Origin of the sequence: Burkholderia sp. LFS061 (assembly GCF_047978125.1) — a bacterium.
Classification (GTDB): domain Bacteria; phylum Pseudomonadota; class Gammaproteobacteria; order Burkholderiales; family Burkholderiaceae; genus Burkholderia; species Burkholderia pyrrocinia_C.
The window spans coordinates 1-22,324 of the sequence record NZ_JBFPFS010000069.1; the positions used below are offsets into that span (position 1 = coordinate 1).

At 60.5% G+C, this 22,324-nt stretch carries 29 protein-coding genes and 1 pseudogene; 23 read left to right on the plus strand and 7 right to left on the minus strand.

The annotated features are described in order from the left end of the window. Positions 1–594, minus strand: a pseudogene (locus tag ACNQQL_RS33895) (hypothetical protein); the annotation flags it as partial. A gap of 1,274 nt (positions 595–1,868) precedes the next feature. On the opposite strand from ACNQQL_RS33895, the gene ACNQQL_RS33900 reads away from it, so the two are divergent. Then, on the plus strand, positions 1,869–2,591 hold the full coding sequence (locus tag ACNQQL_RS33900; protein ID WP_347068790.1) for a hypothetical protein: 723 nt from the start codon (positions 1,869–1,871) through the stop codon (positions 2,589–2,591). After that, positions 2,588–2,938 carry a hypothetical protein gene (locus tag ACNQQL_RS33905; protein ID WP_347068792.1) on the plus strand — a complete coding sequence of 117 codons (351 nt, stop codon included), beginning with the start codon at positions 2,588–2,590 and terminating at the stop codon, positions 2,936–2,938. The genes ACNQQL_RS33900 and ACNQQL_RS33905 overlap by 4 nt, the downstream gene beginning before the upstream one ends. A gap of 32 nt (positions 2,939–2,970) precedes the next feature. On the opposite strand, the gene ACNQQL_RS33910 is transcribed toward ACNQQL_RS33905, so the two are convergent. Further along, on the minus strand, positions 2,971–3,573 hold the full coding sequence (locus ACNQQL_RS33910) for a helix-turn-helix domain-containing protein (protein ID WP_347068794.1): 603 nt from the start codon (positions 3,571–3,573) through the stop codon (positions 2,971–2,973). A gap of 1,020 nt (positions 3,574–4,593) precedes the next feature. Then, entirely contained in the window at positions 4,594–5,250 is a 657-nt protein-coding gene (locus ACNQQL_RS33915) for a transcription elongation protein SprT (protein WP_347068796.1), read from the minus strand. Positions 5,251–5,697: 447 nt separating this feature from the next. Here ACNQQL_RS33915 and ACNQQL_RS33920 point away from each other — a divergent pair, with 447 nt between their 5' ends. The 3 genes from ACNQQL_RS33920 to ssb all read left to right on the plus strand — a co-directional run bounded on the left by ACNQQL_RS33920 (position 5,698) and on the right by ssb (position 7,338). Further along, the gene (locus ACNQQL_RS33920) at positions 5,698–6,048 is read left to right on the plus strand and encodes a hypothetical protein (protein ID WP_347068798.1); all 351 of its coding nucleotides are present in this window, start codon (positions 5,698–5,700) and stop codon (positions 6,046–6,048) included. Continuing rightward, positions 6,045–6,686, plus strand: coding sequence for a hypothetical protein (locus tag ACNQQL_RS33925; RefSeq protein WP_347068800.1), 642 nt, complete (start codon positions 6,045–6,047; stop codon positions 6,684–6,686). The genes ACNQQL_RS33920 and ACNQQL_RS33925 overlap by 4 nt, the downstream gene beginning before the upstream one ends. A gap of 148 nt (positions 6,687–6,834) precedes the next feature. Then, a complete protein-coding gene (gene ssb, locus ACNQQL_RS33930) occupies positions 6,835–7,338 on the plus strand; it encodes a single-stranded DNA-binding protein (RefSeq protein ID WP_347068802.1) in 504 nt (167 codons plus the stop codon). 156 nt (positions 7,339–7,494) lie between these two features. Here the strand turns inward: ssb and ACNQQL_RS33935 are convergent, their stop codons facing one another. Genes ACNQQL_RS33935 through ACNQQL_RS33945 form a run of 3 tightly spaced genes read right to left on the minus strand, consistent with a single transcriptional unit; the run spans position 7,495 to position 8,554 of the window. Continuing rightward, positions 7,495–7,803, minus strand: coding sequence for a TrbM/KikA/MpfK family conjugal transfer protein (locus ACNQQL_RS33935; protein ID WP_347068804.1), 309 nt, complete (start codon positions 7,801–7,803; stop codon positions 7,495–7,497). A 4-nt stretch (positions 7,804–7,807) separates the two neighbouring features. After that, the gene (locus ACNQQL_RS33940) at positions 7,808–8,173 is read right to left on the minus strand and encodes a hypothetical protein (protein ID WP_347068805.1); all 366 of its coding nucleotides are present in this window, start codon (positions 8,171–8,173) and stop codon (positions 7,808–7,810) included. 3 nt (positions 8,174–8,176) lie between these two features. Next, positions 8,177–8,554 (minus strand): H-NS histone family protein, encoded by a 378-nt coding sequence (locus ACNQQL_RS33945; protein WP_347068807.1) that lies wholly within the window; start codon positions 8,552–8,554, stop codon positions 8,177–8,179. Positions 8,555–8,604: 50 nt separating this feature from the next. Here ACNQQL_RS33945 and ACNQQL_RS33950 point away from each other — a divergent pair, with 50 nt between their 5' ends. The 18 genes from ACNQQL_RS33950 (at position 8,605) to ACNQQL_RS34035 (ending at position 21,382) form a co-directional block, all read left to right on the plus strand. Further along, positions 8,605–9,378: a lytic transglycosylase domain-containing protein gene (locus tag ACNQQL_RS33950; RefSeq protein WP_347068809.1), complete on the plus strand. Its 774-nt coding sequence runs from the start codon at positions 8,605–8,607 to the stop codon at positions 9,376–9,378. Continuing rightward, on the plus strand, positions 9,375–9,677 hold the full coding sequence (gene korA / locus ACNQQL_RS33955) for a KorA family transcriptional regulator (protein ID WP_347068811.1): 303 nt from the start codon (positions 9,375–9,377) through the stop codon (positions 9,675–9,677). The genes ACNQQL_RS33950 and korA overlap by 4 nt, the downstream gene beginning before the upstream one ends. Positions 9,678–9,682: 5 nt before the next feature. Then, a complete protein-coding gene (locus ACNQQL_RS33960) occupies positions 9,683–9,958 on the plus strand; it encodes a hypothetical protein (protein ID WP_347068813.1) in 276 nt (91 codons plus the stop codon). Positions 9,959–9,964: 6 nt separating this feature from the next. After that, positions 9,965–10,285 carry a VirB3 family type IV secretion system protein gene (locus tag ACNQQL_RS33965; protein ID WP_347068814.1) on the plus strand — a complete coding sequence of 107 codons (321 nt, stop codon included), beginning with the start codon at positions 9,965–9,967 and terminating at the stop codon, positions 10,283–10,285. Between the two features lie 12 nt (positions 10,286–10,297). Beyond that, a complete protein-coding gene (locus ACNQQL_RS33970; protein ID WP_347068816.1) occupies positions 10,298–12,982 on the plus strand; it encodes a conjugal transfer protein TraB in 2,685 nt (894 codons plus the stop codon). A gap of 12 nt (positions 12,983–12,994) precedes the next feature. Further along, complete coding sequence (locus tag ACNQQL_RS33975; RefSeq protein ID WP_347068818.1) at positions 12,995–13,705, plus strand: type IV secretion system protein; 711 nt, start codon at positions 12,995–12,997, stop codon at positions 13,703–13,705. Between the two features lie 12 nt (positions 13,706–13,717). Then, positions 13,718–13,981 (plus strand): EexN family lipoprotein, encoded by a 264-nt coding sequence (locus ACNQQL_RS33980; protein ID WP_347068820.1) that lies wholly within the window; start codon positions 13,718–13,720, stop codon positions 13,979–13,981. Positions 13,982–13,991: 10 nt separating this feature from the next. Further along, positions 13,992–15,035 (plus strand): type IV secretion system protein, encoded by a 1,044-nt coding sequence (locus ACNQQL_RS33985; protein WP_347068821.1) that lies wholly within the window; start codon positions 13,992–13,994, stop codon positions 15,033–15,035. A gap of 17 nt (positions 15,036–15,052) precedes the next feature. Further along, a complete protein-coding gene (locus ACNQQL_RS33990; protein WP_416392815.1) occupies positions 15,053–15,247 on the plus strand; it encodes a hypothetical protein in 195 nt (64 codons plus the stop codon). Beyond that, positions 15,244–15,951, plus strand: a complete 708-nt coding sequence (locus ACNQQL_RS33995; protein ID WP_347068823.1) for a type IV secretion system protein — start codon at positions 15,244–15,246, stop codon at positions 15,949–15,951. The genes ACNQQL_RS33990 and ACNQQL_RS33995 overlap by 4 nt, the downstream gene beginning before the upstream one ends. A gap of 2 nt (positions 15,952–15,953) precedes the next feature. Beyond that, positions 15,954–16,847, plus strand: coding sequence for a TrbG/VirB9 family P-type conjugative transfer protein (locus ACNQQL_RS34000; protein ID WP_347068825.1), 894 nt, complete (start codon positions 15,954–15,956; stop codon positions 16,845–16,847). Continuing rightward, the gene (gene virB10 / locus ACNQQL_RS34005; protein ID WP_347068827.1) at positions 16,844–18,010 is read left to right on the plus strand and encodes a type IV secretion system protein VirB10; all 1,167 of its coding nucleotides are present in this window, start codon (positions 16,844–16,846) and stop codon (positions 18,008–18,010) included. Before ACNQQL_RS34000 ends, virB10 begins: the two co-directional genes overlap by 4 nt. Beyond that, entirely contained in the window at positions 18,007–19,035 is a 1,029-nt protein-coding gene (locus ACNQQL_RS34010; protein WP_347068829.1) for an ATPase, T2SS/T4P/T4SS family, read from the plus strand. Before virB10 ends, ACNQQL_RS34010 begins: the two co-directional genes overlap by 4 nt. A gap of 10 nt (positions 19,036–19,045) precedes the next feature. Next, positions 19,046–19,528 (plus strand): hypothetical protein, encoded by a 483-nt coding sequence (locus ACNQQL_RS34015; protein ID WP_347068831.1) that lies wholly within the window; start codon positions 19,046–19,048, stop codon positions 19,526–19,528. A gap of 12 nt (positions 19,529–19,540) precedes the next feature. Next, on the plus strand, positions 19,541–19,801 hold the full coding sequence (locus tag ACNQQL_RS34020; RefSeq protein ID WP_347068833.1) for a DUF2274 domain-containing protein: 261 nt from the start codon (positions 19,541–19,543) through the stop codon (positions 19,799–19,801). 84 nt (positions 19,802–19,885) lie between these two features. Further along, positions 19,886–20,206 carry an H-NS histone family protein gene (locus tag ACNQQL_RS34025; RefSeq protein WP_347068835.1) on the plus strand — a complete coding sequence of 107 codons (321 nt, stop codon included), beginning with the start codon at positions 19,886–19,888 and terminating at the stop codon, positions 20,204–20,206. A 268-nt stretch (positions 20,207–20,474) separates the two neighbouring features. Further along, a complete protein-coding gene (locus tag ACNQQL_RS34030) occupies positions 20,475–20,777 on the plus strand; it encodes a DUF7673 family protein (RefSeq protein WP_347068837.1) in 303 nt (100 codons plus the stop codon). Between the two features lie 2 nt (positions 20,778–20,779). After that, positions 20,780–21,382, plus strand: coding sequence for a recombinase family protein (locus tag ACNQQL_RS34035; RefSeq protein ID WP_347068839.1), 603 nt, complete (start codon positions 20,780–20,782; stop codon positions 21,380–21,382). A 67-nt stretch (positions 21,383–21,449) separates the two neighbouring features. Here ACNQQL_RS34035 and ACNQQL_RS34040 read toward each other — a convergent pair whose 3' ends face one another. After that, positions 21,450–21,884 carry a hypothetical protein gene (locus ACNQQL_RS34040; RefSeq protein WP_347068841.1) on the minus strand — a complete coding sequence of 145 codons (435 nt, stop codon included), beginning with the start codon at positions 21,882–21,884 and terminating at the stop codon, positions 21,450–21,452. Between the last annotated feature and the right edge of the window lie 440 nt (positions 21,885–22,324).

Consider the following 22,324-nt stretch of genomic DNA (forward strand, 5'->3'; position numbering starts at 1 on the left):
GCTGCCGGGTTGACGTGCGCGCGCCGAAGCACGCGGCTTTTTGCTGCCATCGGCCCCGAGCTGCGGGCCGCCCTGACTGCCGGCCTGACCGCTGCCGGGTTGACGTGCACGCGCCGAAGCACGCGGCTTTTTGCTGCCATCGGCCCCTAACGGCGGGCCGCCCTGACTGCCGGCCTGACCGCTGCCGGGTTGACGTGCGCGCGCCGAAGCACGCGGCTTTTTGCTGCCATCGGCCCCGAGCTGCGGGCCGCCCTGACTGCCGGCCTGACCGCTGCCGGGTTGACGTGCACGCGCCGAAGCACGCGGCTTTTTGCTGCCATCGGCCCCTAACGGCGGGCCGCCCTGACTGCCGGCCTGACCGCTGCCGGGTTGACGTGCGCGCGCCGAAGCACGCGGCTTTTTGCTGCCATCGGCCCCGAGCTGCGGGCCGCCCTGACTGCCGGCCTGACCGCTGCCGGGTTGACGTGCACGCGCCGAAGCGCGCGATTTGTTGATGACACCAGCCCCAAACTGCGAGCCGATTTGACCAACGGCCTGACTGCTGCCGAGGTGAATCCGGCCTTGACGGCCGGCAACTGCCTTGCTTGCTTCCATGTCACGCTCCCTATCAAAAGGTTGATTGCACGTTGGACACCCCCGGATTACCAGTCCGAAGACGGGCGCGGTTACCAGCCGCGCCCGTTCCAACACTCCACTGCGGGAACCACCCCGCAAACACACCGTTTTGCAACCGCTTCGGACTTTCGGACAGGCTTGCGCCTGTTGTTTGCGCTTCAGACGAATCGCGACAAACAACTACACGGCTTGCGCCGTGAGGCCCTACTGATCCAATCTCCCTCCCATAGCCACCGGGTTACCAGCCCGGTATCGGCCTTAGGGATTCCCACGTTAGTGCAACGTTACTGACGCCAAACTGCGCGCCAGAGCATCACGCCTGCGCCTCAAGCAACAACAGTGAGGTGTTCCCTCTCACCCATTAGGTTTTCAGCGGCCCGAGATTCCAAAGCGGCTCGCTTACCTGTTGTGCCGTCAACGGCTTCGTCTTCAGACAGGCTTGATGCCCCACCACATAGCGACCTCTACGGCCGCATTTACACGCTTAAGCTATACAACGACCCCACCAGCTTGCGCCGGTAGGTGCCGCGTGCGCCAGGTTTCCCCTTGCACGCCTGCGCCCTTTCGGAACGCCTCAGCAGCCTACGTGTGTGGCATAGGTTCTACGGTTTCCCGCAGCCCCTAGACGGTGCTAACGACGGCCTAAGCCGTCTCCCGTTTTCACGTTACACAGGGCAATGGCGCATTTCCTCGCCATGCCCGTTTCCGTGTCGCCCAACCTCGCCCCCATGTTTCTCGGGGATTGAGTCGAAGGACGGAGTTACACCGTCCAGCGCTCGTCGTAGTCGTACCAGCGCCATTACGCGCATACGACTTCAGCGGTCTAAGCACGGTTGGTAGCCGTGCCTCGAGCCATACAGCTCAACGGTGGTGTGATGGAATCCAGGGGGTGGTCAGCCCCCGGACGTACTGCTGTCAATGGGAGCTGCCCCTGTACCGTGCAATCGCTTTGAGCGATTTACACCACGGAGGGCAACCGGTTTGGTACTGCAAGGGTTGGTTGCCCTCGTGCTGCATCGCTGGCCGCTTGTGGCGGCCCCGGCGACGCAGATGATGCTTGCGTGCTAGGGCCGCTTGTGGCGGTCAGCACGCGCATTGTAGCGCCGATTTCATCGTCGCTCGCGCTACGCGCGGAATCTCTTATAATTAGCCGGGAATGCGGAGCATTCCGGATAACTGGAATGCCTTGCGGCATAAGGCCCCGCATTAGCACTGAATCCATTTCTTGACATGCCTTGTTGCGGCCCTAATTGATGAAAGCTACCGAACCGATCGTGATCCGGTACAAAACGCTGCTGATGCAGCGGCTTCTAGACCTCGTTCGGCATGGCTATCGCCATCACACGTCAGGCACGATCAAGGCTGATCGTGCCGAGGCGTTATGCGTGAAGTTCGGCGAGCGATACGGCGTGTTCCTGAACGAGAACCAACGCGCCTATCGAAAGACCCTTGGCAAAGCGAATTCGCGGTTGATTCTTGCGGACCTCGACCACGGCGGGTCGTTGCACTGGTTCCTGATGGTGACCGACGGCGAGAACGAGGCGCACAAGCTCGAAAAGCTCGGCGACGCGCTATCGCAGGGAGAGCGTGTACACGTCACCGGTTACGAGCTGTTGAAGCTTCCACATGCGAAGGCCGCCGGCGGCGGCGTTCGCCTGACGTGGCGCATGACTGACGAGACGGAACGTGCGTGGCGGTATCAGATCCGCTCTACCGTGCGATCGAAGCGCGCTGACGAGCTGGTGCCGGTGCTGGTGCGATCGCTGTACCAGACGCCGGGATTTCACACCACTCGCGTGCAGGTCGGGAAGCTGGTCGCATTCCTAACCGGCGAGTGGGTGCGATCGGGCCGAAAGGCCGAGGCGTTGACGCTACCTGGTGCCCTGCCCTACGTGCGCCGGATGGCCGACGAAAATTTCACGTTGTACGACTGGCTCGCGGCCGACGCCGCGCGCCGCAACCGAGGTGGCAAATGAGCGATACGGAAAATGAAGCGAACGTCGTGACATTCACGGCCGACGAGTGGCGCGGAGAGGAATCGACGGAAGCATTCGGCGTGCGGAAGGTCGTGCCGAAGAAGAAGGAGCCGACGCCGGGCATGAAAGCTATCCTCGTGTTCGACGATAGCTTTCGCGAGGCCAAGAAGCAGTTGAAGAAATACCCGGCGTTCCGGCCGCAGCTCGATCTACCCGAGCTGTTGAGTGCCATGATCGACGTGTGTTGCGCCGATCCGGCGATCATGGAGAAAGTGACGCGCCGAATCATCGATGTGCGCAAGAAGCAGCTCGAGGCGCTCGAGGCAAGCACGACGCCGGCGCCGTGAGCTGCGCGCGCTCGCGCGCAGCCGGCGGCCGGCTACCCGGCGCGGTGGAAATCCAGTTGCGCCTGTTCCGGCGGGTCGTCCGACCCGAGTTCAGCGCCGGCTACGATAACGTCCTCGTCCGGTTGAACGTAGGGGATATGCCGCAGCTTCGGCGTTGGCGTGGCTTTGGTCACTTCGTCCTGTTCATCGAAGTTCGCGATGACTTCCGCGCTGAAGGAGGCCCACCGGCCATCCGCGCGGGCGGTCCAGAACACGCCCGAGTTCACGCGGTAGACGTTTGCGGTGCCGACCTTGACGACCTCGATCCAGTTCTGTTCGCGCAGCAGCGCCACGGCCCGCTTGACCGTGGGTTTGCTCAGGCCCGTAAGCTTGACGAGCGATTCCTGAGACACCATCACGGCGTTTTGCTTGTTCATCGCCTTGACGAGGCTCGTCAACAGCTTGCGCGCGGCCGGCGAGTGGAAGGCCAACTCGTCCAGCTCATCGAGGTACTTCCGGCTAACCTGCACAAAGCCCTGATTGACCGCGCCGCGCTTGAGCTTCGCCAGCTCGGTACGGAGGCGTTCATTTTCTTGCGCAATTTGATCCCTATTGGGATCATTGACGCCACCTTGCGGGATCACGCTTTTGTCCATTTGGCTCTCCGTTGATACCTGTCGGCTCATTGTACATGAGCCAAGCGGGATCATCAACGAGCTTAGGGATCACCTTGGATGAGCCCAATAGGGATCACACAGGGTGATCCCTTTGCCGATCGCGCGAGCGCCCACGGGGCAAGGCGCAACCGGCGATTTGGCGCACCTGCGCTCTTGTCTCTGCTATACGCGGTTTCGCGGCGCGAACGGCGGGATGCTATATCCACCCCCCATTTTCGGCCCGCGAGCGGCCCGAAAACGGAGGATTCACGGCGCTCCGCGCCTTGACGACCCCGACACCCCAACCGTTCACCCAGGCTCGTGGAGCCTTGGTCTAAGCCGCTGACGGGGCAAGCCCCGCCATCGGCTAAGACCGGGATAAATCGCGCTCGAGCCGTCCTCCGGCCGTCACGATCGCTCAACCCGGCCCCGGTGAGGGCCACCGGCTAATCGCCTCGAGGTTCGCGCGGGCCGAAATTGTCTGCAATAAGGGGGCGGCCGGAGGGGTCGGATGCGTCTGCGGCTTGAAATCTGGCCCGTGGTGCCGTTCCGGCGCGTCGGCTAAGGGGGTTGCCTACCCTCGCATCGTCAGCGGCTCAGAGCGCCGATTTTTAGGGGCGCATGCCGTTGCGCTCGGTTGAGGGTTTTTTATCTCATTTGGGCAAGCCGCGTAGCGGCGCGTCAGGCCCGTAGGGCGTGCTCGCGGGGAGCCGGTGGTTGGGTGCGGTTCCCGGCCAGCGGCCGGGACTGTCCACGCCCTTGCGGGGTGGACAGAGCAGCCATCCACGGGCGGGCGCGGGTGTACCCCCTCCCCTTGCAGACCACCGCCGGAACCGCGTGAGCGGGGCCGGCTCGTCATTTTCGCGGCGTTAGCCGCCTGTTTGCGGCAGCGCACAACAGTAATTGAAAATCGCGCGAGCCTTGATTTTACGCGGGTTTGCGGGTCGCGGTCGAGCAGCTGCAGGGCAACCGCGGTGACGGAAATATGATGCGCCGCACTACGCGAGTGCGGCGGCAGGGTTAGGCGTCTTCGGTTTCCTCGTCCAGCTCGTCGGCATCCTCGACCGTCATCGCGCCGTGCAGCGGGCAATGCGGCGGGCCAGCCTGATCGAGCCACTTCCGCGACGTGCGGGCCGTGTAGCCGCATTGTTCGCACAGGCATTTGATGTGCCGCCGGCTTTGCTTCTTCGGGGCAGTGCTTGTCTCGTCGTCGTCGCGATCGTCGCGTTCGATTTGTGAGCGGAGGCGACCGTGCGGGAGCGGGCCAGCTTCGGCGAGGATCGGCGTGAGCGCCGTCCGGAACTGCGGGCCGGCCGTAGTGGACCGCATCGGCCCCTCGAGGCCGATCCCCTTCGCGACGCGGCGGAAGTCTTTGCCGTGGCCGGCCGCGATACCGACGGCCGCATGCACCAGCTCGTGACCGAGGATCGCGGCGACTTCCATCGGCATCATGTCGGGCGATTCAGCCAGGTCGGGCCGGATGAAGATTTCGAAATGCCCGTCTTCGCTGCATCGGTTGTCCCAGCATTCGCCGATGCGGCGACCACGCCGGCCGGCGGACGTGAAACCGATCGCAATGCGGATGCGATCGGGCAACGGAGCGTTCAGGTCCTCGAACATGGAAGCCATGCGTTCGGCGACGAAGTTCAGCCAAGACTCACGATTCGGATGCTGCACGGGCCACCTCCAAATGAGTACGTGTACACGACTTCATTTTAGCAAGATTGAGTGCGTGTACACGCTCCCTCATACGAATAAAGTGACTTTATTGTGTCAAAACGTTACGGCGTTATAGCTCTATGAAGTTATAAAGTTAAAGCGTTGTGAGTGTTTGACGTTGTGAGGTTGTGGGTGTACGATGTTATGCAGTTGTGAAGTTGCAACGTTTCGAAGTTGTGCGGTTATGAAGTGATGCAGCTTCGCGGTTAGCTGCGCTATGATCGGCGCGGCTAGGAGGTGAAAACGCTATAGCGCTAAAACGTTGTGATGGTGTGGCGTTATGCAGTTGTGACACTTCGACGTTTTAACGCGATAGCGCTTTGAGGTTAAGCATTTGTGATGCTATGGCGTCATAGCGTCATAGCGTCATAACGTTATGGCTTTATAACTTTGTGAGGTTACGAAATGAAGCAGCCGAAAGGGGTAGATGATTTAGCCGCTCGTCTGGGGGCCGCCGCCGCGTCGCCTCTTGTCCCGGCGGCAGTGGCGCCAGTGGCAGCCGCGCCCGCAGCGGCTGCGCCGCCAGAAGCTGCGCCGGCGCGGCAGCGCACGCGGACGGCAACAAAGCAGGTGAAACCGGCGGAGAAGGGCGCAGAGAAGAAAGAGCCGGCCGACACGATGCAATTGACGATTCGGCCGACGCGCACGCTGTACGCGCGCTATGTCTCCGCAGCGGCCGATCGTAGCCGGCAGCTCGGGCGCATGGTGTCGGCACAAGAGGTCATGCTTGAAATTCTCGAAAAGGGGGAAGTATGAGCAACGTCGTCTATGTCGGCGGCCAGAAGGGCGGCACGACGAAAACCACCACGTCTCATTTGATGGGCCTTGGCGCGATTCTCCGGAAGGAGCCGGCCGCATACGTCCTGACCGATCCGCATCGCCGTGTGAAGGCTGAGGGCCGGCCCTATGGTGTGCTGGATGGTCGTGACGCAAACAACCTCGCTCAGATCCTCACGGCGAGCCAGAGCAACCTTAACGGCTGGCTGATCGTGGACGGTGGCGGCAACCGGCCGGCATTTGACAAGGCGATGGCGGAGCAGGCGCACCTAACGGTCTTGCCGTTTCGCGCGTCCGAGGAAGATCTCGAGGCCGTTGCGCTGGACATGCAGGCGATGCCTAACGCGCTCGCGCTGCCTTCCGCCTGGTCAACCAACAAACACGCGCAACAGGCGGCGCAGCGCTACATCGACGCGTTGAGCAAGGCGTTTCCGGGGCGCGTCCTGACGACGCCGATATGGTTCGTGAACTCGGCGGCCGAGCTGCTAGGCGCGTCGCTCGACAGCCCGTCTACGGCCGTCCGGAACGCAGCTCGCCATGCGTTCGATGTCTTGACGGCAGCGTTTAACGCGCACGTCGAGCTGGCCGGCGTGCCGGCCGATACCGTAACGGCGTGAATACACTGCGCCCGTAAACGTAGGATCGGGCTTGAGAATTTTGCTGTTTTGTCCTACCTTTGCCCTGTCGAGAGACGTTCCGCGCTATCCGTGGGGCGTCTCTCGACGCTCCCGGATGGCCTTTTTCATTTTGTGAGGGAGGTTCATCATGGCATCGGTAAACAAGGTCATTCTCGTTGGCAATCTCGGCGCTGATCCGGAAGTGCGCTATCTGCCGAGTGGTGATGCGGTCGCAAACATTCGTCTTGCGACGACGGATCGCTACAAGGAAAAGGACAGCGGCGAGTACAAGGAAGTGACCGAGTGGCACCGCGTGTCGTTTTTCGGGCGGCTCGCTGAGATTGTCAGCGAGTACCTGAAAAAGGGTTCGTCGGTCTATGTCGAAGGCCGCATTCGTACTCGGAAGTGGCAGGGGCAGGACGGACAGGACCGCTACTCGACCGAAATCGTTGCTGACCAGATGCAGATGCTTGGCGGAAACGGTAAGGGCAGGACGGGCGACGGCGAAGGTGATTCGGATGCATCGGAAACGGCAGCAGGCGCACAATCCGAAGGCAGCTCGAGCAAGTCACGTTCACGTCGCGCAGCACCGCAACGCAGAGCACCGGCGACCGCTGGTGACGAGATGAGCGACGATGAGCCGTTCGCGTGACCGATGTAGGGAGCAGGCTTTTTAGCCGCCGCAAGTGAAAAAGGGAGAGAAGGCAACTTCTCTCCCTTTTTTGTTGTCCGTCGTTTTGGGGCCAGATGGACGCAGTTTTAAAACTCGCATCCGAAGAAAGGTTCGACGGAGAACTTGCAATTTATTTCATTCAACCTTGCCGAATAGTCCGATAATTTGATCGACGTTGCCCGCGTTTGCGTGCTGCGCGTCAGGACACTGGTTTAAAAACTGTCGGCGGGCATTGCTCGTCGGATCGGGATCGAAGTCTCCGCGATGGAAGCGCTTGATGGAGAAGAAGTCCTTGATGGCCTGATCGCAGTCGCTGCCGCCGGACTGGCCCGTAGCCTTACCCATCATGCATACGAGGGTGTCGCAGGACGAGGCCCATACGGCGGTCGGCAGGGATGCGCAAAGCACAAGCGCGAGAGCCGACGAGACAGTTTTCTTTTTCATAGTGTTATCTCCAGAAGGGGGAATACTCCCGCGCTCGGCGTTCGAGTCGATACAACGCTTCACGCAGGCACAGCACCGCGATCGTCGCCACGGCTGCGACGACCGCACTACGGGGGTGCGGCCAGTGATGCGCGAACTCGAAGCAGAGCACGGCGACCGCAACCAAGAGAGCAAACGTTAAAACGATGCGGACGTAGCGGCCCAACATACGAAGGCCGCACGCAGCAACGAACCACGCGGAATCTTGCAACAGGCGACCAATAAGACGAACCGTGCCGGCAAGCGTCGGCGCGATGCGTTCGCGCAGCGCGGCAACACGCCGCGCGCGGCGAACGTGTTTACCGGCCTCGATTGGAATGACCCGTCCCATGCTTTATCCCTTCTTTCCGTCCGTCACCTCGAATTCTTCGAGCGTCCGTCCTGCCTTCAGGTACTTCATTAACCAGCTCGGCCGCCGGCCGAAACCCGACCATGTATTGCTCGGGTTCTCCGGGTCGCGATAACTCGGCCGCGTGATCGGCGCAGCGTTCGGAATGTGGAATTCCTCGAGCTTGTGTCCCCGATCGAGGTACGCCACCAGCCACGCGGGGCGTTGGCCCCAACCTGACCATGTGTTGAGCGGATTTGCCGGGTCACGGTAACGCGGCTCACCCCCTGGTGCGGTCTTCGACGGGAACGGTACGAACTCAATCACGGTTCCATCCTGCCTGTTGACAAGACGCCGGTTTGCATTTTTGTCCTTGCCTGTCACTGATCACGATCCCATAATATACTCTGTCCGTTTTCTACGTAAGAGGATGTGTGAATAATTTCGCCGCATTCGCTCTCGTGCCAGTTCTGACGCTTCCCCTTGCGGGCCAAGCGCAGCCAACCTTGTCTCCTCAGATTCTTGAGCTGGCCCGTACGTGCGCGCCGGACGTACACCCCCTGACGGTCGCGTATCTCGTCAGCGCTGAGTCGCGTAACAACCAGTACGCCATCAATGTGAACGGCGGCCGCAGCCTCCCGCGTCAACCGAGGAACGAACAGGAGGCCCGCGCGGCGATCGACTGGCTCGACCAACGCGGATGGAATTATGACGTTGGCTATGCGCAGATCAATTCCGCCAATTTTCGCAGCCTTGGGCTGACCGGTGCACAACTGTTGGACCCGTGCACGAATTTGCGCGCGTCTGCGCAGATTCTCGGCGACTGCTACGCGCGCGCGGTGCAGGTCGTCGGAGAAGGGCAGGGGGCCTTGCAGCGCGCCCTGTCTTGCTACAACACGGGATCGCAAAGCCGGGGCTTTAACAACGGCTACGTCAAGCGCGTGGTCGCACAGGTCAAGCTTCAAATCCCGGCCCTACTCGACGGGCCTATCGACCCGAACGCGGCGGGCGCCAGCTCGAGCGCGACCCCCATCGCGCCGCGTCCGATTGCAGCAGCGCGAACCACACAGAACCAAACCCGGCCGGCGGCTGACCAGTTCGCGCAGTCAGGCGAGCAGGGAGTAACCGGACAGGTTGAGGACGGGGCATTCGCCCATCCCGAAATCGGCGCGTTCATCCGCCGAGCATCAACGAAAGGAGGCCAATGAAAAAGCAAGTCTATCTGGCGATGCAAAGCCAGCTCGAAAGCATCTTGCGTGAGTGGCAAATCGAGCGTGTCGTGATCCATCGCATTGAGGCCCGCGAGTGGATTCCGTTCATCGATATGCGCAACGCAAGCGGCGAAAACTACACGTGCTCGATACGCGTCAAGAAGGCGCTCGAGCCGCGAACGTGGTCCGATCTGCGCGCGTTGGTCGATTGGATCGATACGAAAGTCGGTGTGAAGGAGTGTTTGCTGTCCCTGTCGGATTTCGAATGGGAATCCGAAAACTTAACCTTGGAGTAATGAAGATGAAGAATCGTATTCAAACCGCACGCTTCGCTGTTGGCATCGCTACTGCGCTCGCAGCAACCCAAGCGTTCGCCGTCGATACCGGCGCATCGGGCATGAACTCGCTGCACATGTGGCTGATGGTGTGGGTTCCCTTGGGCTGCGCAATCATCATCATCGGCCTTGGCGTCGGCCTGATCGCGCACCTCGTCAAGATTCACCACCTGGTCAATCCGGTGATCGGCCTCGTTGTGGCCGGCTCGGCGTCGGCACTCACGGGCTACTTCTTGACCTGATCCGACATGGCCAAGAAATTTCCATTCTTCAAGGGGGCTACGCGGGTGCCGACATGGGCATTCGTCCCCCGCACTGTGTTCCTCCTGACCGCCATGTTTACGGGGGCCTCGTTCATGCTGATCCACTTCTACGCGATCGGGATATTCGCGTTTCTGTGGCTGATTGAATGGGCCATCACGAAGCACGACGATCGCATGTTTCGCATCATTTGGGTGTGGATGAAAACCAAGGTGCGCAACTGGATCGATTCGAGCTTTACAGGGCTTTGGAGCGGGTCCAGCTATTCACCGGTCGATTACACCGACCCGGTGACTAGAGACAATTGAGCGAGGTATAGCATGGCCGTTGCTATCCGAAATATCAGCGACAAAAAGAAGTTCACGAAAGAACCGTCGTTCTCTCAATACGTGCCGTACTCACAGCACTTGACGGATACGATTATCAGCACACTCGCCAACGAGTACCTGATTGTCTTTCGTCTCAACGGGCGCACGCACCAGAGCGCGACCGATGACATGCTGTACAACTGGGTCGTCGATCTCAACCACGCGGCGAAGCAGATCGGGAATGAACACGTCAAGTTCTGGACTCATCTGCACCACCACGAAATCGAAATGCCGCGCTCGGGCGAGTTCAGCACCAAGTTCGCGCGCGATTTCGCTGCGAAGTACGACGCGATGTTCGACAAGACGCCGCTCATGGTCAATGACCTGTATCTCACGGTCGTTTACAACCCGATCGGCGACATTGCACAGAAGTTTCTCGCGCGCTTCGATCGACCCACGAAAGAGCAGCTCAAAGAGCGCCAAGACAACGCGATCGCCACGCTCGAGGACATTGCCACGCAACTGACCGGCGCAATGCTGTCCTACGGCATCGAACCGTTGGGCCTGTACTACCGGGACAAGAACGGCAACATCATCGAGGACGGGGACGAGGCCCGCGACGAGCTGGACGACGATTTCGCCGATGACGATCCGGAGGGCGATCTGTTGGCCGCCGTGCCCGGCGACAAGGCGGGCAGCAATGTCCGTGAGCTGCGCGCGGTGCCGGCCGCGCACAAGCACGTCTACTCGCGTGCGCTCGAGTGGCTTGGGTTCCTTGCCAATGGCGAATGGTCGCCGGTGCCGGTTTGCCGTAGTCGTATTTCCGACTACCTGATGAGCAACCGCCCGGTCAGTTCGATGTTTGGCGACGTGATTCAGCTTCGCACGTCAGACCGCAATCTGTTCGTGTCGGGCGTGGAGATTCGCGATTTCGAGGAAGAAACCGAACCCGGTCAGCTCAACCTCCTGATGGAAGCGCCGTTCGAGTTCGTCTTTTCGCAGGTGTTTTTCTGCATGTCGAAGCAGGCCGCGCAAATCAGTTTGCGTAACCAGCAGCTTTCGATGGAAGAGACTAAAGACCCGAGCGTGTCACAGACGCGGGCACTCAGCGACGCACGCGACCACCTCGCCGGCGGCCGTTTCATCATGGGGTTCTACTACGGCGTCGTCCACGTCGTATCCAACACGGCGGAAGGTGCGCAGCAGCTCGCGCGTCAGGCCAAGGTGATGTTGAACCAGTGCGCGGTTTCGTCTAGCACGATCGGCTTGGCGTCCGAAGCCGCGTTCTACACGCGCATGCCCGGTAACAGCGCGTGGGTGCCGCGCCCGGTGCCGATCAATAGCTGGAATCTGTTCTGTTTCTCGTCGTTCCACAACTTCATCACGGGCAAAGCCAAGGACAACCCGTGGGGCCGTGCAATCGCGCTGTTTCGGGGCGTCGTCGGGTCGCCGATCTTCTTCAATTTCCATTCGACGCCCAAGAATGAGCGGTCATTTGGCAAACGTCCCCCCGGTGTGACCGGCATCTTTGGTCGGATCGGGTCGGGCAAGACGACGTTGCTCAACGCATTGCTGACGCTCTCGACGGAGCTTTCGATCAATCCGCGTATGGCGATCTACGATCGTGATCGCGGCATGTACGCGCTCGTCAAAGCGCTTGGGGGCAACTACACGGTCCTGAGGGAAGGCGTCGAAACAGGTTGGCAACCGCTTCAACTGGAACCGACAAGTATCCACATCGCATTCGTAAAGCGTCTGTTGCGCCTGCTTTGCGAAATCATCCTCAATGGCGATCCCCTCGAACTGGACGAGGCAGAGAAGCTTTCCAAGGCCATTGATGCAGTGATGGGGCCGCCGATCGACGCAGGCTTGAGCGCGGAGGAAATGGAGGCCCTGAAGTCGCATATCCCGATGCAGGATCGCTCGATTCTGTCGGTCATGGAGCACTGCGATAACCCCTATCGTTCGTCCAGTGTCCGGCCGACTCTCGCGGCCATGCTGAAGCCGTGGACCCGTAACGGCGACTACGGTTGGTTGTTCGACAACGAAGCCGACACGCTCGATTTCACCAAGAACGATATCAACGCGTTCGACCTGACGGAATTTCTCGTTGGCAAGGACGAGATTGCGCCCATCACCCGCACGCCGATGCTCATGTATCTCAATTTCCGGATACGCGAAACCATCGACGGCCGACGTCGGTTCATCCAGGTCTTTGACGAATTCGCTCAATACCTTGACGACACGATCATGGTTCGGGAAATCAAGCGCGGCATCAAGAACGACCGCAAGAAAGACTGCCTGTATGTGTTTTCGACACAGGAACCGAACGATGCCATTTCCAGCACGATCGGCAAGACCGTCATCCAGCAGATGGTGACGCAGGCATTGCTTGAGAACCGCGACGCCGATCGCGAGGACTACGGCGAGCATGGCCTGAAGTGCGCGCCGGCCGATATTGATGCGGTCCTGTCCATCCCCGAAAACAGCCGGCAGTTCCTCATCCGGCAAGCCGGTCAGTCCGGCCTCGCTGTCATGAAGCTCGACGGCATGGAGGAAGAACTGAGCATCCTGTCCGGCACGCCGGACAACGCAGATCGGCTCGCAAAGCTGATTCGCGACCTTGGCACCGACGATCCGAACGTCTGGCTGCCGAAGTACTACGCCGCTGTCGTCCCCAAGAAGAAGTCCCGTTAAAGGAGCAACGCCGTGAAGACCCTGAGAAAAACCGCAATCGTTTGCGCACTCGTCGCCGTGTGCGCCGGCAACGTTCAAGCACAAATCGTAACGACCGATCCCACCTCGCTCGCGCAGAACGCCGCCAACTTCCTGCAACAGATCGAGCAGATGAAGGCTCAAATCCAGCAGGCCAAGATGCAGTACGACGCCCTGACCGGCACGATCGGCAACTACAAAAACCTGCTGCCGACGAGCCTTGCGCAGCTTCGTAACAACCTGCCGCAAAACTGGTCGCAGGTGTACTCGGACGCAATGAACAGCAGCTCGAGCATTTCCGGTTCGGCGTCGACCATCCTTTCGCAGTTCGATAACCAGATTCGCGGCATGGGCCGCGGCGACGCGTTGCGCTTCATTAATCAGAAGCTCCACGAAAAGGGGGCCTACGACCGCGCGATGACCGAGCAGGCATACAACAACCAGATGCGCGAGCTCAACGATATGCAGGCCCTTACGAACCAGATCGGGCAGGCCACCACTGAGAAACAGATTCTCGACCTGCAAGCGCGCATCCAGACAGCGCAGGGCGCGATTCATGGCGAGCAGGCCAAGCTCGCCTTGATGGCGATGGGCCAGCAGTCGCAAGAGCAATTGCTGCGTCAGCAGCAGGCCGTCGCACAGAAACGCTATCTCATCGGCGACGACGGCGAAGCCAACACCGCACCCAACATCACCGGCCAATAAGGACGCCACGACATGAAAAAAAGTCTCTTCATCCTCGCCGTTCTCGTCCTCGCTGCGTGCAACAAGCAGGAAGAAAGCCACACCCGGAGCTGGTATCGGGAGCACGACGCCGAGCGTAAAGCGATGGTCGCGCAGTGCAAAGACGATGCCGCGAAAGCGGTCACGCCTGGGTGCATGAACGCGACCAACGCCGAATCCGACATTTATATCAACGGCAAGTCGTACTACAAGAACGGCGGGGGCGGTGGCACCACGCCGAACCTGACCAACCAGTGAAGGAACGGCGATGGCCTACAACGGCGTAACACAAATATTCACGTACATGGACTCAGTGACGACGCAGATCGTCGCGTCCAACGTGAGTCGCATTATCGGCTGGGCCGCTCCGATCGCTGGAATCGGCCTCACGATTCAACTGATCGTTGATGGCGTCGCGACAATGCTGATGCCAAAAGGCGAGCCACTGTCCGACCTCATCAAGAAGTTCTTGCAGTACTACGCCATCGTAGGTATCGCCGGGGCCGGCGGCCTGTACGCAGCAACGCTTGCGAATTGGGCCTTATCGATCCCTGACAGTCTCGGCACTGCGTTGCTTCTGAACGGTTCGACTGCCGGCAGCAGCTCGAGCGCGATCGCGAGCATGATCGACTCCGCAATGGATCACTCGTTGACGGTCATGCGAACCCTGTTCGCGCAGGCGAGCATCTTTTCGGAACAGGGCTTGGTCGCGCTGGTGCTCGGCGTGGTCGTGATCATTGCCACCGTGCTTATCTGCGGCATTGGCGCGATTTCGGTCCTGCTCGCCAAGTTCCTGCTCGCTGTCACGGTCGTTTTCGGGCCGATATTCATTTTCCTGTTGTTGACGCCGCCGCTCGTCAGCTTCTTCGGGAACTGGCTCGGCTCCGTCTTCAACTACGCAGTTCTCATCGCTATGACCGCGATGAGCTTCGGCATGTTCATGAAGTTTTTCGACAACGCCATTTCGGCCGCGGCGAATCCGAACCCTGATTCCGGTGTGCTGCTGGCGATCATCACGGCCGGGATTATCACGGTTATGGCCGTCGTGCTCCTGAAAGCCTTGCCTGACCTAGCCGCGCGCTTGACGGGCGGCGTCAGCACGAAGCTCGGCCAGATCATGCGCACTCCCGCCTCAGGCCCGAGCAGCGGCGGTGGTAGCGGTGGTGGTGGTGGCGGCAGCGGCAGCGGTACAGGAAGCGGTTCGGGTTCGGGCGCGAGCGGCGCCGGCGGCGGCAGCTCGGCCGGTGCAGCGAGCGGCGGCAGCGGCTACAGCTACGCCCGAGGCTCCCAAGGCTCGCGCGGCAGTTTCTAACGATACGGGGAGGAACCATGATTCGTCGTTACTTCACAGTGGCCGTGTTGGCCCTGATCTCTCTTACCGGGTGCGCCGGCGGCTTCAAGCCACCGCCGGAACCTGACATGAGCCACCTTGTTACGGTCAACAAATCCATTCCGGAAGAACTGCAAGGCCGAGTCACCCCGCAGTCGGCTACGTGGAAAAACGCAGGAGGACCCGCCCAATGAAGTTTGCACTCGCTAAGCCCATCACCGCCGATGCCCTCGAAACGTACAAAGCGGAGCGCAAGGGCCTTGAAGTCGATTTAATGGACGAGGTTCTTCTGTCCCGCCGGCGCGGCTGGCAAGTTGGGATCGTCGGTATCGCGTTCGGATTCTTCGGGTTCGCGCTCGCCGGCTTCACGATCTACCGCTACGCCGAGCCGATCGCCCAATACATCATGAGCGCCGATCCGAAAACCGGAGCGCTGCAACAGGTTAGCGTGCTGCCGGGACAAGTCACTTCGCTCGGCGAGGCCGTCGATAGTTACTGGGTCGCGCAGTTCGTGATCCACCACGAAAGCTACAACTACTACACCGCACAGGCCGATTACGATTTCATTAGCCTGACCGCCACCGGCGAAGTGGCGGCGCAGTACAAGGCGCTGTGGTCGGGGGACAAAGCGCCTGACAAGGTGCTTGGCGACTCGCAAATGACCACCGTTGCGGTGTCGTCGGTCATTCTCGATCGCGAACACGGCCTTGCGACCATTCGCTACTCGACAACCAAGAAGTTCCGCGACCGGCCGGAACCTGAGCCGACTGTGCATTGGATTGCGACCGTCGCGTACAAGTACGACACGAAGCTGATGACGGCAAAGCAGCGCTTCATCAACCCGGCCGGTTTTCAGGTGCCCGCCTTCCGGCCGAACACCGAGGCGACGGAGAACTGACTATGCGCCTTGCAACGCTCCCCATCGTAGCCGCGCTGCTTTTTGGCAGCACGCAATATGCGTGGGCGGTCGGCCCCAAAACCGATTCGCCCTACGATCACCGCATCAAATCGGTTGTGTACAACCCGCTCGATACGGTGCAGGTCAACTGCGTGATCGGGTTGTCGCTGACGATCACTGTCGCTCCCGGCGAGAAATACGTTACCCATGCGTTCGGTGATCCGGGCGGATGGCGTCTTTCTCAGAAGGACAACAAGATCATTATTTGGCCGATGCAGGCCAACAGCGACACCAACCTGACGCTCATCACCGATCGCCGCACGTATCAAATCCTGCTGCATTTCGTCGGGTCACGCGGGACTGACAACGGGCAGATCGGTAACACTGCCGGGACGTTTATTCGAACGCCCTGGGCTATGCGGCAGGCGACGATCGCGCTGAACTACACCTATCCGGACGACGACCGTAAGGTCGCCGCCGCGAAAAGCAACGCGCAGCGCGTGAAGGATGCACTTGCGAGCGCATCCGATCAGGGCATGGTGAATATGACCTACTCGCGCTCCGACGATCCCGGCACCGACGATATTCGCCCGGTGAACGTGTGGGACAACTTCCGTTTCACGTATTTCAAATTCCCGGCGAACGGCGAGTTGCCGCAGATCTTCTATATCAACTCGGCCGGTAAGGAAACCACTGCGAACGTCCACATCGAAGGCCCGAATCACAACATCATCGTTGCGGAGAACGTCGCACGTGTGTGGCGCATTCGCTCAAAGGACAAGGTGATTGGCGTGTTGAACGCGAACTACAACCCGACATTGGGAGTGAGTCCGAGCGGCACCGTTTCGCCATACGTTCGCCGCGTCCTGAAACAAACCGATGGAGATAACCAATGACCGATCGTAACGACACGCCCTACACCGTGCCGGACGGCCGGCAACAGCTCCCGGCCAGCGCGCGCAAGGCCCCACCCGGCCTTGTGCCTTTTCTCGTCATCGTTGCCCTGATCGGCGTCGCCTTGATCGGCTTTCTTATCTGGAAGGCGGTGCAGCCGAGCGCAGCGGCCACCACCGACGCCACGAAGAAGCAAGACCAGACGTTCGCGGGCTCATTGCCGAATCGCGTTTTCGGGACGACGCCGACCGCTACCAATGCGCCAAGTGGTGCGAGCGCTGCGACGGCCGCGAGCGCGCCGACGCCGCCCGAGGATGCCAATGCGAACCAGCAGCACCAGCCGACGCCCGAGGAACTGGCGAACGCGCGCCGGCTCGGCCAGCAGCTCACGGCCGGCGGCAACCAGCAGTCGAGCGGCGATCAGGGCAACATCGGCGCGCAGCCGGCAGCGCCGACGCCATCCGGTATTACGCGCGTGAGCGCAAGCAGTGAGGCGTTCGACCGGCAGACCACATCGACACGGCCTCAGGCGGCCAAGGCCGCGATGCTTGCGCATCCGAGCCTGACGGTGCCGAGCGGTCAAATGATCCCGTGCGGTACGAAAACCGAACTGGATACCACGGTCCCCGGTCAGGTGTCGTGTCAGGTGAGCCGCGATGTTTATTCCGCAGATGGCAAGGTCAAGCTCATCGACAAAGGCGCACACGTCGATGGCGAGCTTGCGACGGCCATGAAGCAAGGGCAAAACCGTGTTTTCGTGCTCTGGACGCGGTTGCGTAATCCGGACAATGCGATCGTCAACATTGACAGCGCCGGTACGAACGCGCTTGGCAGTGCCGGCATTCCCGGTCAGGTCGATACGCATTTTTGGCAGCGGTTCGGCCCCGCAGTGTTGATTTCGCTTTTCTCCGACGTTAGTCAGGCCGGCTTGCAGTACGCAGCGAACCGGGCGAACAACAACGGCAGCAGCGGGAACAACACGTATCTGAACCTCGACAACACCACCAATACCTCTAACCAGCTCGCGACCGAGGCGCTGCGCGCGACGATCGACATTCCGCCCACGCTGTACGACCAGCAGGGCGATGCGGTCAGCATCTATGTTCGTCGCGATTTGGATTTCAGTGACGTGTACACGCTCTCTGTGGATGGCGACTCGAAATGAATGCACCAACCAACAGCAAGTATTTCAACAACCGTTCGTTGCTTTCGACGTTGGGTCCGCTTCAAGAGTACTTTGATGATCCCGACGTGTTCGAACTGCGCGTGAACAAGTTCGGTCAGCTCGTCTGTGCGACCACCAAAGGCCGCGTTTTTCACGACCTGTCGTTCCTGACCCGTGCGTACCTCGAGCGCCTGACTGACACGCTTTGCAACGCGAACGGCTTGCCCCGCCTACCGGTCAACGATTTGATGTTGCCGGACGGCTCGCGCGCCATCATTTGCTGGCCGCCGGCCGTGCTCGAGGACACGGTTCTTATCGCTTTCCGTAAGCACCTCGCAGTGGACAAAACCTTGCCCGAGCTGCGCGAAGAAGGGCGTTTCAAGCACCTGAAGATTCGCACGCACGTGGATGCCGGCAAGCTCACGCCATTCGAGGAGGAAATGCTTGCGCTGCGCGACGAAGTATCGCGGACGGGCGACCCGGTAGCGTTCTTTGAGAAGGCCGTGACCGGCAAGCTGAATATCGCCGTCGCCGGTGCGACGGGCTCCGGGAAATCGACGTTCACCCGCACGCTCCTGAAGTACGTGCCACGAACCGAGCGAGTCATGATCCTCGAGGACACGCACGAAGTGGGTTCCGAGGATCTGAACGAGGTCGGTTATCTCGTATACGGCGAACAGGAGGGCCGGCTTTCGGCCCGCTCATGCCTGAAAACCTGCATGCGTCTTTCGCCTGATCGCATTTTCCTCACTGAGCTGCGCGACGATGCCGCATGGGACTACATCAAGAGTGCCAACACGGGCCACCCCGGCGGCATTTTCTCTACGCACTCCAACAGCGCGGGCGAGACGCCGACGCGGATCGCCGACCTCGTTAAATCGTCCGAGGTCGGCCGCAATCTCGACTACGACATGATCCTGCGCACCATTCACGCGACGCTCGACGTGATCATCTACATGAAGGACTGGAACGTAGTCGAGCTGCTGTATGACCCGCTTTACAAAAAGCAACTCGCCGAACAATGACGGAGGCTCTATGAGAGAAACCATTCACGCCATCACCATGAACACGGTTCTGTTCGCGGTCGCAGCCGTGTTCGCAACCAAAGCGTACAAATGGATTGCGCCACTGCTGTTCAACCGCCGCAAGGGCGAGTCATTTCCGGAGCACGTGCAGCGCGTCGCCGACGAGAACGAACAGGACCGCCTCAAACAGCGCGACCTCAATATGGGTCGCGCTCGCGCGTTGCGCGTGCGCCTGGTGAATCTCGGCGTCCTGTTCGGATTCCTTGTTCTCTGGGGTATTTGCATGCCGCGCCTTGGCCTCTCCGTCACCAATCAGGCCGTCCTTGCGTTCGGCGCTTACGTGCTGATCGGCTTCGTCGCGTGCTTCGCACTCCGGGTCGTTCCGGCCGAAGCGATGGCCGGACTGAACTGGAATAGCCGCCTCGACGTGCGGCTTTATTACGTGTGGCTCTGGCCGCTCAACATCATCAAGACCATTACTCGCAAAGGCTAAGGAACCGCCACCATGACGCAAAAAAACGCCCGTAGCTCGTCGCCCCGTCTTCTCTTGCCGGCTGTGAAGCGCGAGCCGGAAAAGACCAAGCTCCCGGTCAACCTGTCGCAACACGTGCATGCCGATCTACTGGCCTACCAGCGCGCGTATCAGGAAATGATGGGGGCCGAGGTAACACTCGACTTCATCATCGAGAACGTACTGATCCAGCACATGAAGCGCGACAAGGCGTTCCAGACGTGGAAAACCACCAACGCAGGGAAACCCGAATAACAGCCCTGACGTATACGCCGCCGCCACGGACAAAGCCGAAGAGACCTGACCGAATCCATCAACCAGTACGGAGGACAGTAGAAAGTGAAAGGCGCGACGTATCAGCAACTCACCGCCGAGCTGAGAATACTGGACGGGCAAATCGAACGATCGAAGCAATCCGCACGGCGAAACGTAATGCATGAAATCTGCGAGCTGATGGCCCGATGGGGTATCAGCTCGAACGAACTCAACCACTACCGGCGTGGTGAACACATCACCAAGCCGACCGTGCCGAAGTACCGCGATCCCGTCAGCGGTCAGACATGGAGCGGCCGAGGCCGCGAACCAGCATGGATCGCGGGGAAGGACCGAACAGCTTTTCGCATCGACCCGGCCGAGCTGCCGACCGATGACGAAACCTGATCCGTCGTCCTCGCCTCTTAGCTCCGCTGCAATCTCTCAGGTGTTCTCGGATGGTGGAGCATTTCACGGCCGCGTAACGCGGCCGTCTTTTTGTCCGCAGCTCGAGCGCCGGCCGCCGGCCGCTATGAAATCCTGCTGTCCGTTAAACGGTGGTCTGCCGGCCATAGTTCAAGCTGTCCGCAAATAATGCTTGTCAACGGGTTTGCGGACAAAATAGAATAACGGACAGAAGGCGGACAATCCCTGTTCGTCTCGACGCGGAGCGACTATGCAACCCGACCAAATGACGAATAGCGAAAAGCAGTCTCTCGAAAATCTGTTGACGATCGCTCGAGGCGACACCGGCCAGAGTCGCCGCGTTGCTGACTTTCTGCTGGCTTGGTGGAATGCCGGCCAGTGCGGCAGCTACGACCTGACGACGGCATGGGGCGTAGACGACACCATCATGGAGGATATGTGCGTGGTGTTTCGTCTTGCGTCGCGCGCCAACAGCTATCCCGACACGCTAGGCTACGGGCCGCAGTTCGAAGCCGTCGTGAAGGAGTGGCGGCCGGAACTTCTGGAGGATTGACGATGATCGATCCCGCAGACCTTTACACGCGCGATCTAGTCGGCGGCAAGGTCATCGGTTACGCGCGCGTCTCGACTGCGGAGCAGGACACGGCAATGCAGCGTGCCGCGTTGCAGGCCGCCGGCGCGCTGAAGGTGTTCGAGGACGTAGCTAGCGGTGCGAAGGCTGACCGGCCGGGACTAGCCGCCGCGCTCGAGTACCTACGCGACGGCGACACGCTCGCCGTGTGGAAGCTCGACCGGCTAGGCCGCTCGCTGCCTCACCTGGTGCAGACAGTCGCCGAGCTGGAAAAGCGCGGCGTCGGCTTTCGTTCCCTCACCGAGAGCATCGACACGACGACACCGAACGGCCGCCTCGTTTTCCATCTGTTCGCCGCGTTGGCCGACTTTGAGCGGGACCTGATCCGCGAGCGGACACGCGCCGGCCTAGCCGTTGCGAAGGCTCGCGGTCGCAGCGGCGGCCGTCGCGCGGTAGTCACGCCCGATAAGCTCGCCCGCGCACGGGAACTGATCGACGCGAAAGGTTTGACCGTCCGCGAAGCTGCTGCCCGCGTAAAGGTTGGAAAAACCGCCCTTTACAAAGCGCTCGCCGGTTCGGAGCAATGACCTATAAGAAAAGGGGAAAGGCCGAAGCCTTTCCCCTTTGCAGTGGCTAAAAAGCCGTCTCCCACGCTCAACCCCACGAAAACATCGAGCGAGCTTGCTTGCATTCGCGAGCAAGCTCCTTACCAACGGCCTTGATCGTTACATCCAATCGGCTAGTACCGTCAGCGTTCGTTGCGTAAACACAGTTGACCTCGAACAGATCGTCCAGCTCACGATCGTAGTGTTTCAGGTATCCACGCATACCAGAGCCGGGAAACGGGCTCGTCGGAACAAGTTCCGCGTGGTAACCCAACCCACCTTGCAGCGGATCGGTCGTGCCTAGTGCGAGAAAGACGCCGTTGGGACGGTCATCCTTAAACCGCATCGAGGCCGACGCCGCGACCATGTCGTTGCCATCGACGTTCACGCAGCCTATCCAGAGTGGCAGGCGTCCATCAAACAGAACGTCTTTATGCACTCTGAACAGGTGTCCCGAAACGTTCGACTTCGCGTTGAACAGCATAGTGGCCTCCAAAAAAAGAAAGCCACTCGGGAGCGTCGATTGACGTTCCGCGAGTGGCAGAACGTCAAATCGACGCGACTGATTCTAGGCCATATCCCCCTTCAGTAAAACCCGTATGCAAGCGTTCCCCGGCACACCCCGCCGGGTCGGGCTTTCGCGCTGCGCGTCGAGCCGCGCCCGCGCGTCTCGCCCCTTCGGGCGTCAATCCCTAACGCAACCCCCTAGCCAGGTGCGGCCTATCGGCCGCACGTGGGCGCTCGCCGCGCGGCGTTCACTTCGGCTCCGATACACGCCCTCACGCCGTCTGCCGTGAGCTCGCCGTCCATATCGCGACCATAGCCAACCCGGCACGGCCATCAAGGGCCGCGCTGCGCGCTGAAATCCTCGCCCGTTCCTGCTCGCTGCGCTGCGCGGGCTGCGGCCTCCGGTTTCTCCCTTGA

Excerpts from the sequence above, each read along its gene's own strand:
- ACNQQL_RS33900 (WP_347068790.1), top strand. The coding sequence starts at position 1,869 with ATGAAAGCTACCGAACCGATCGTGATCCGGTACAAAACGCTGCTGATG.
- ACNQQL_RS33905 (WP_347068792.1), top strand. The coding sequence starts at position 2,588 with ATGAGCGATACGGAAAATGAAGCGAACGTCGTGACATTCACGGCCGAC.
- ACNQQL_RS33910 (WP_347068794.1), bottom strand. The coding sequence starts at position 3,573 with ATGGACAAAAGCGTGATCCCGCAAGGTGGCGTCAATGATCCCAATAGG.
- ACNQQL_RS33920 (WP_347068798.1), top strand. The coding sequence starts at position 5,698 with ATGAAGCAGCCGAAAGGGGTAGATGATTTAGCCGCTCGTCTGGGGGCC.
- ACNQQL_RS33925 (WP_347068800.1), top strand. The coding sequence starts at position 6,045 with ATGAGCAACGTCGTCTATGTCGGCGGCCAGAAGGGCGGCACGACGAAA.
- ssb (WP_347068802.1), top strand. The coding sequence starts at position 6,835 with ATGGCATCGGTAAACAAGGTCATTCTCGTTGGCAATCTCGGCGCTGAT.
- ACNQQL_RS33935 (WP_347068804.1), bottom strand. The coding sequence starts at position 7,803 with ATGAAAAAGAAAACTGTCTCGTCGGCTCTCGCGCTTGTGCTTTGCGCA.
- ACNQQL_RS33940 (WP_347068805.1), bottom strand. The coding sequence starts at position 8,173 with ATGGGACGGGTCATTCCAATCGAGGCCGGTAAACACGTTCGCCGCGCG.
- korA (WP_347068811.1), top strand. The coding sequence starts at position 9,375 with ATGAAAAAGCAAGTCTATCTGGCGATGCAAAGCCAGCTCGAAAGCATC.
- ACNQQL_RS33960 (WP_347068813.1), top strand. The coding sequence starts at position 9,683 with ATGAAGAATCGTATTCAAACCGCACGCTTCGCTGTTGGCATCGCTACT.
- ACNQQL_RS33965 (WP_347068814.1), top strand. The coding sequence starts at position 9,965 with ATGGCCAAGAAATTTCCATTCTTCAAGGGGGCTACGCGGGTGCCGACA.
- ACNQQL_RS33970 (WP_347068816.1), top strand. The coding sequence starts at position 10,298 with ATGGCCGTTGCTATCCGAAATATCAGCGACAAAAAGAAGTTCACGAAA.
- ACNQQL_RS33980 (WP_347068820.1), top strand. The coding sequence starts at position 13,718 with ATGAAAAAAAGTCTCTTCATCCTCGCCGTTCTCGTCCTCGCTGCGTGC.
- ACNQQL_RS33985 (WP_347068821.1), top strand. The coding sequence starts at position 13,992 with ATGGCCTACAACGGCGTAACACAAATATTCACGTACATGGACTCAGTG.
- ACNQQL_RS33990 (WP_416392815.1), top strand. The coding sequence starts at position 15,053 with ATGATTCGTCGTTACTTCACAGTGGCCGTGTTGGCCCTGATCTCTCTT.
- ACNQQL_RS33995 (WP_347068823.1), top strand. The coding sequence starts at position 15,244 with ATGAAGTTTGCACTCGCTAAGCCCATCACCGCCGATGCCCTCGAAACG.
- ACNQQL_RS34000 (WP_347068825.1), top strand. The coding sequence starts at position 15,954 with ATGCGCCTTGCAACGCTCCCCATCGTAGCCGCGCTGCTTTTTGGCAGC.
- virB10 (WP_347068827.1), top strand. The coding sequence starts at position 16,844 with ATGACCGATCGTAACGACACGCCCTACACCGTGCCGGACGGCCGGCAA.
- ACNQQL_RS34010 (WP_347068829.1), top strand. The coding sequence starts at position 18,007 with ATGAATGCACCAACCAACAGCAAGTATTTCAACAACCGTTCGTTGCTT.
- ACNQQL_RS34015 (WP_347068831.1), top strand. The coding sequence starts at position 19,046 with ATGAGAGAAACCATTCACGCCATCACCATGAACACGGTTCTGTTCGCG.
- ACNQQL_RS34020 (WP_347068833.1), top strand. The coding sequence starts at position 19,541 with ATGACGCAAAAAAACGCCCGTAGCTCGTCGCCCCGTCTTCTCTTGCCG.
- ACNQQL_RS34030 (WP_347068837.1), top strand. The coding sequence starts at position 20,475 with ATGCAACCCGACCAAATGACGAATAGCGAAAAGCAGTCTCTCGAAAAT.
- ACNQQL_RS34035 (WP_347068839.1), top strand. The coding sequence starts at position 20,780 with ATGATCGATCCCGCAGACCTTTACACGCGCGATCTAGTCGGCGGCAAG.
- ACNQQL_RS34040 (WP_347068841.1), bottom strand. The coding sequence starts at position 21,884 with ATGCTGTTCAACGCGAAGTCGAACGTTTCGGGACACCTGTTCAGAGTG.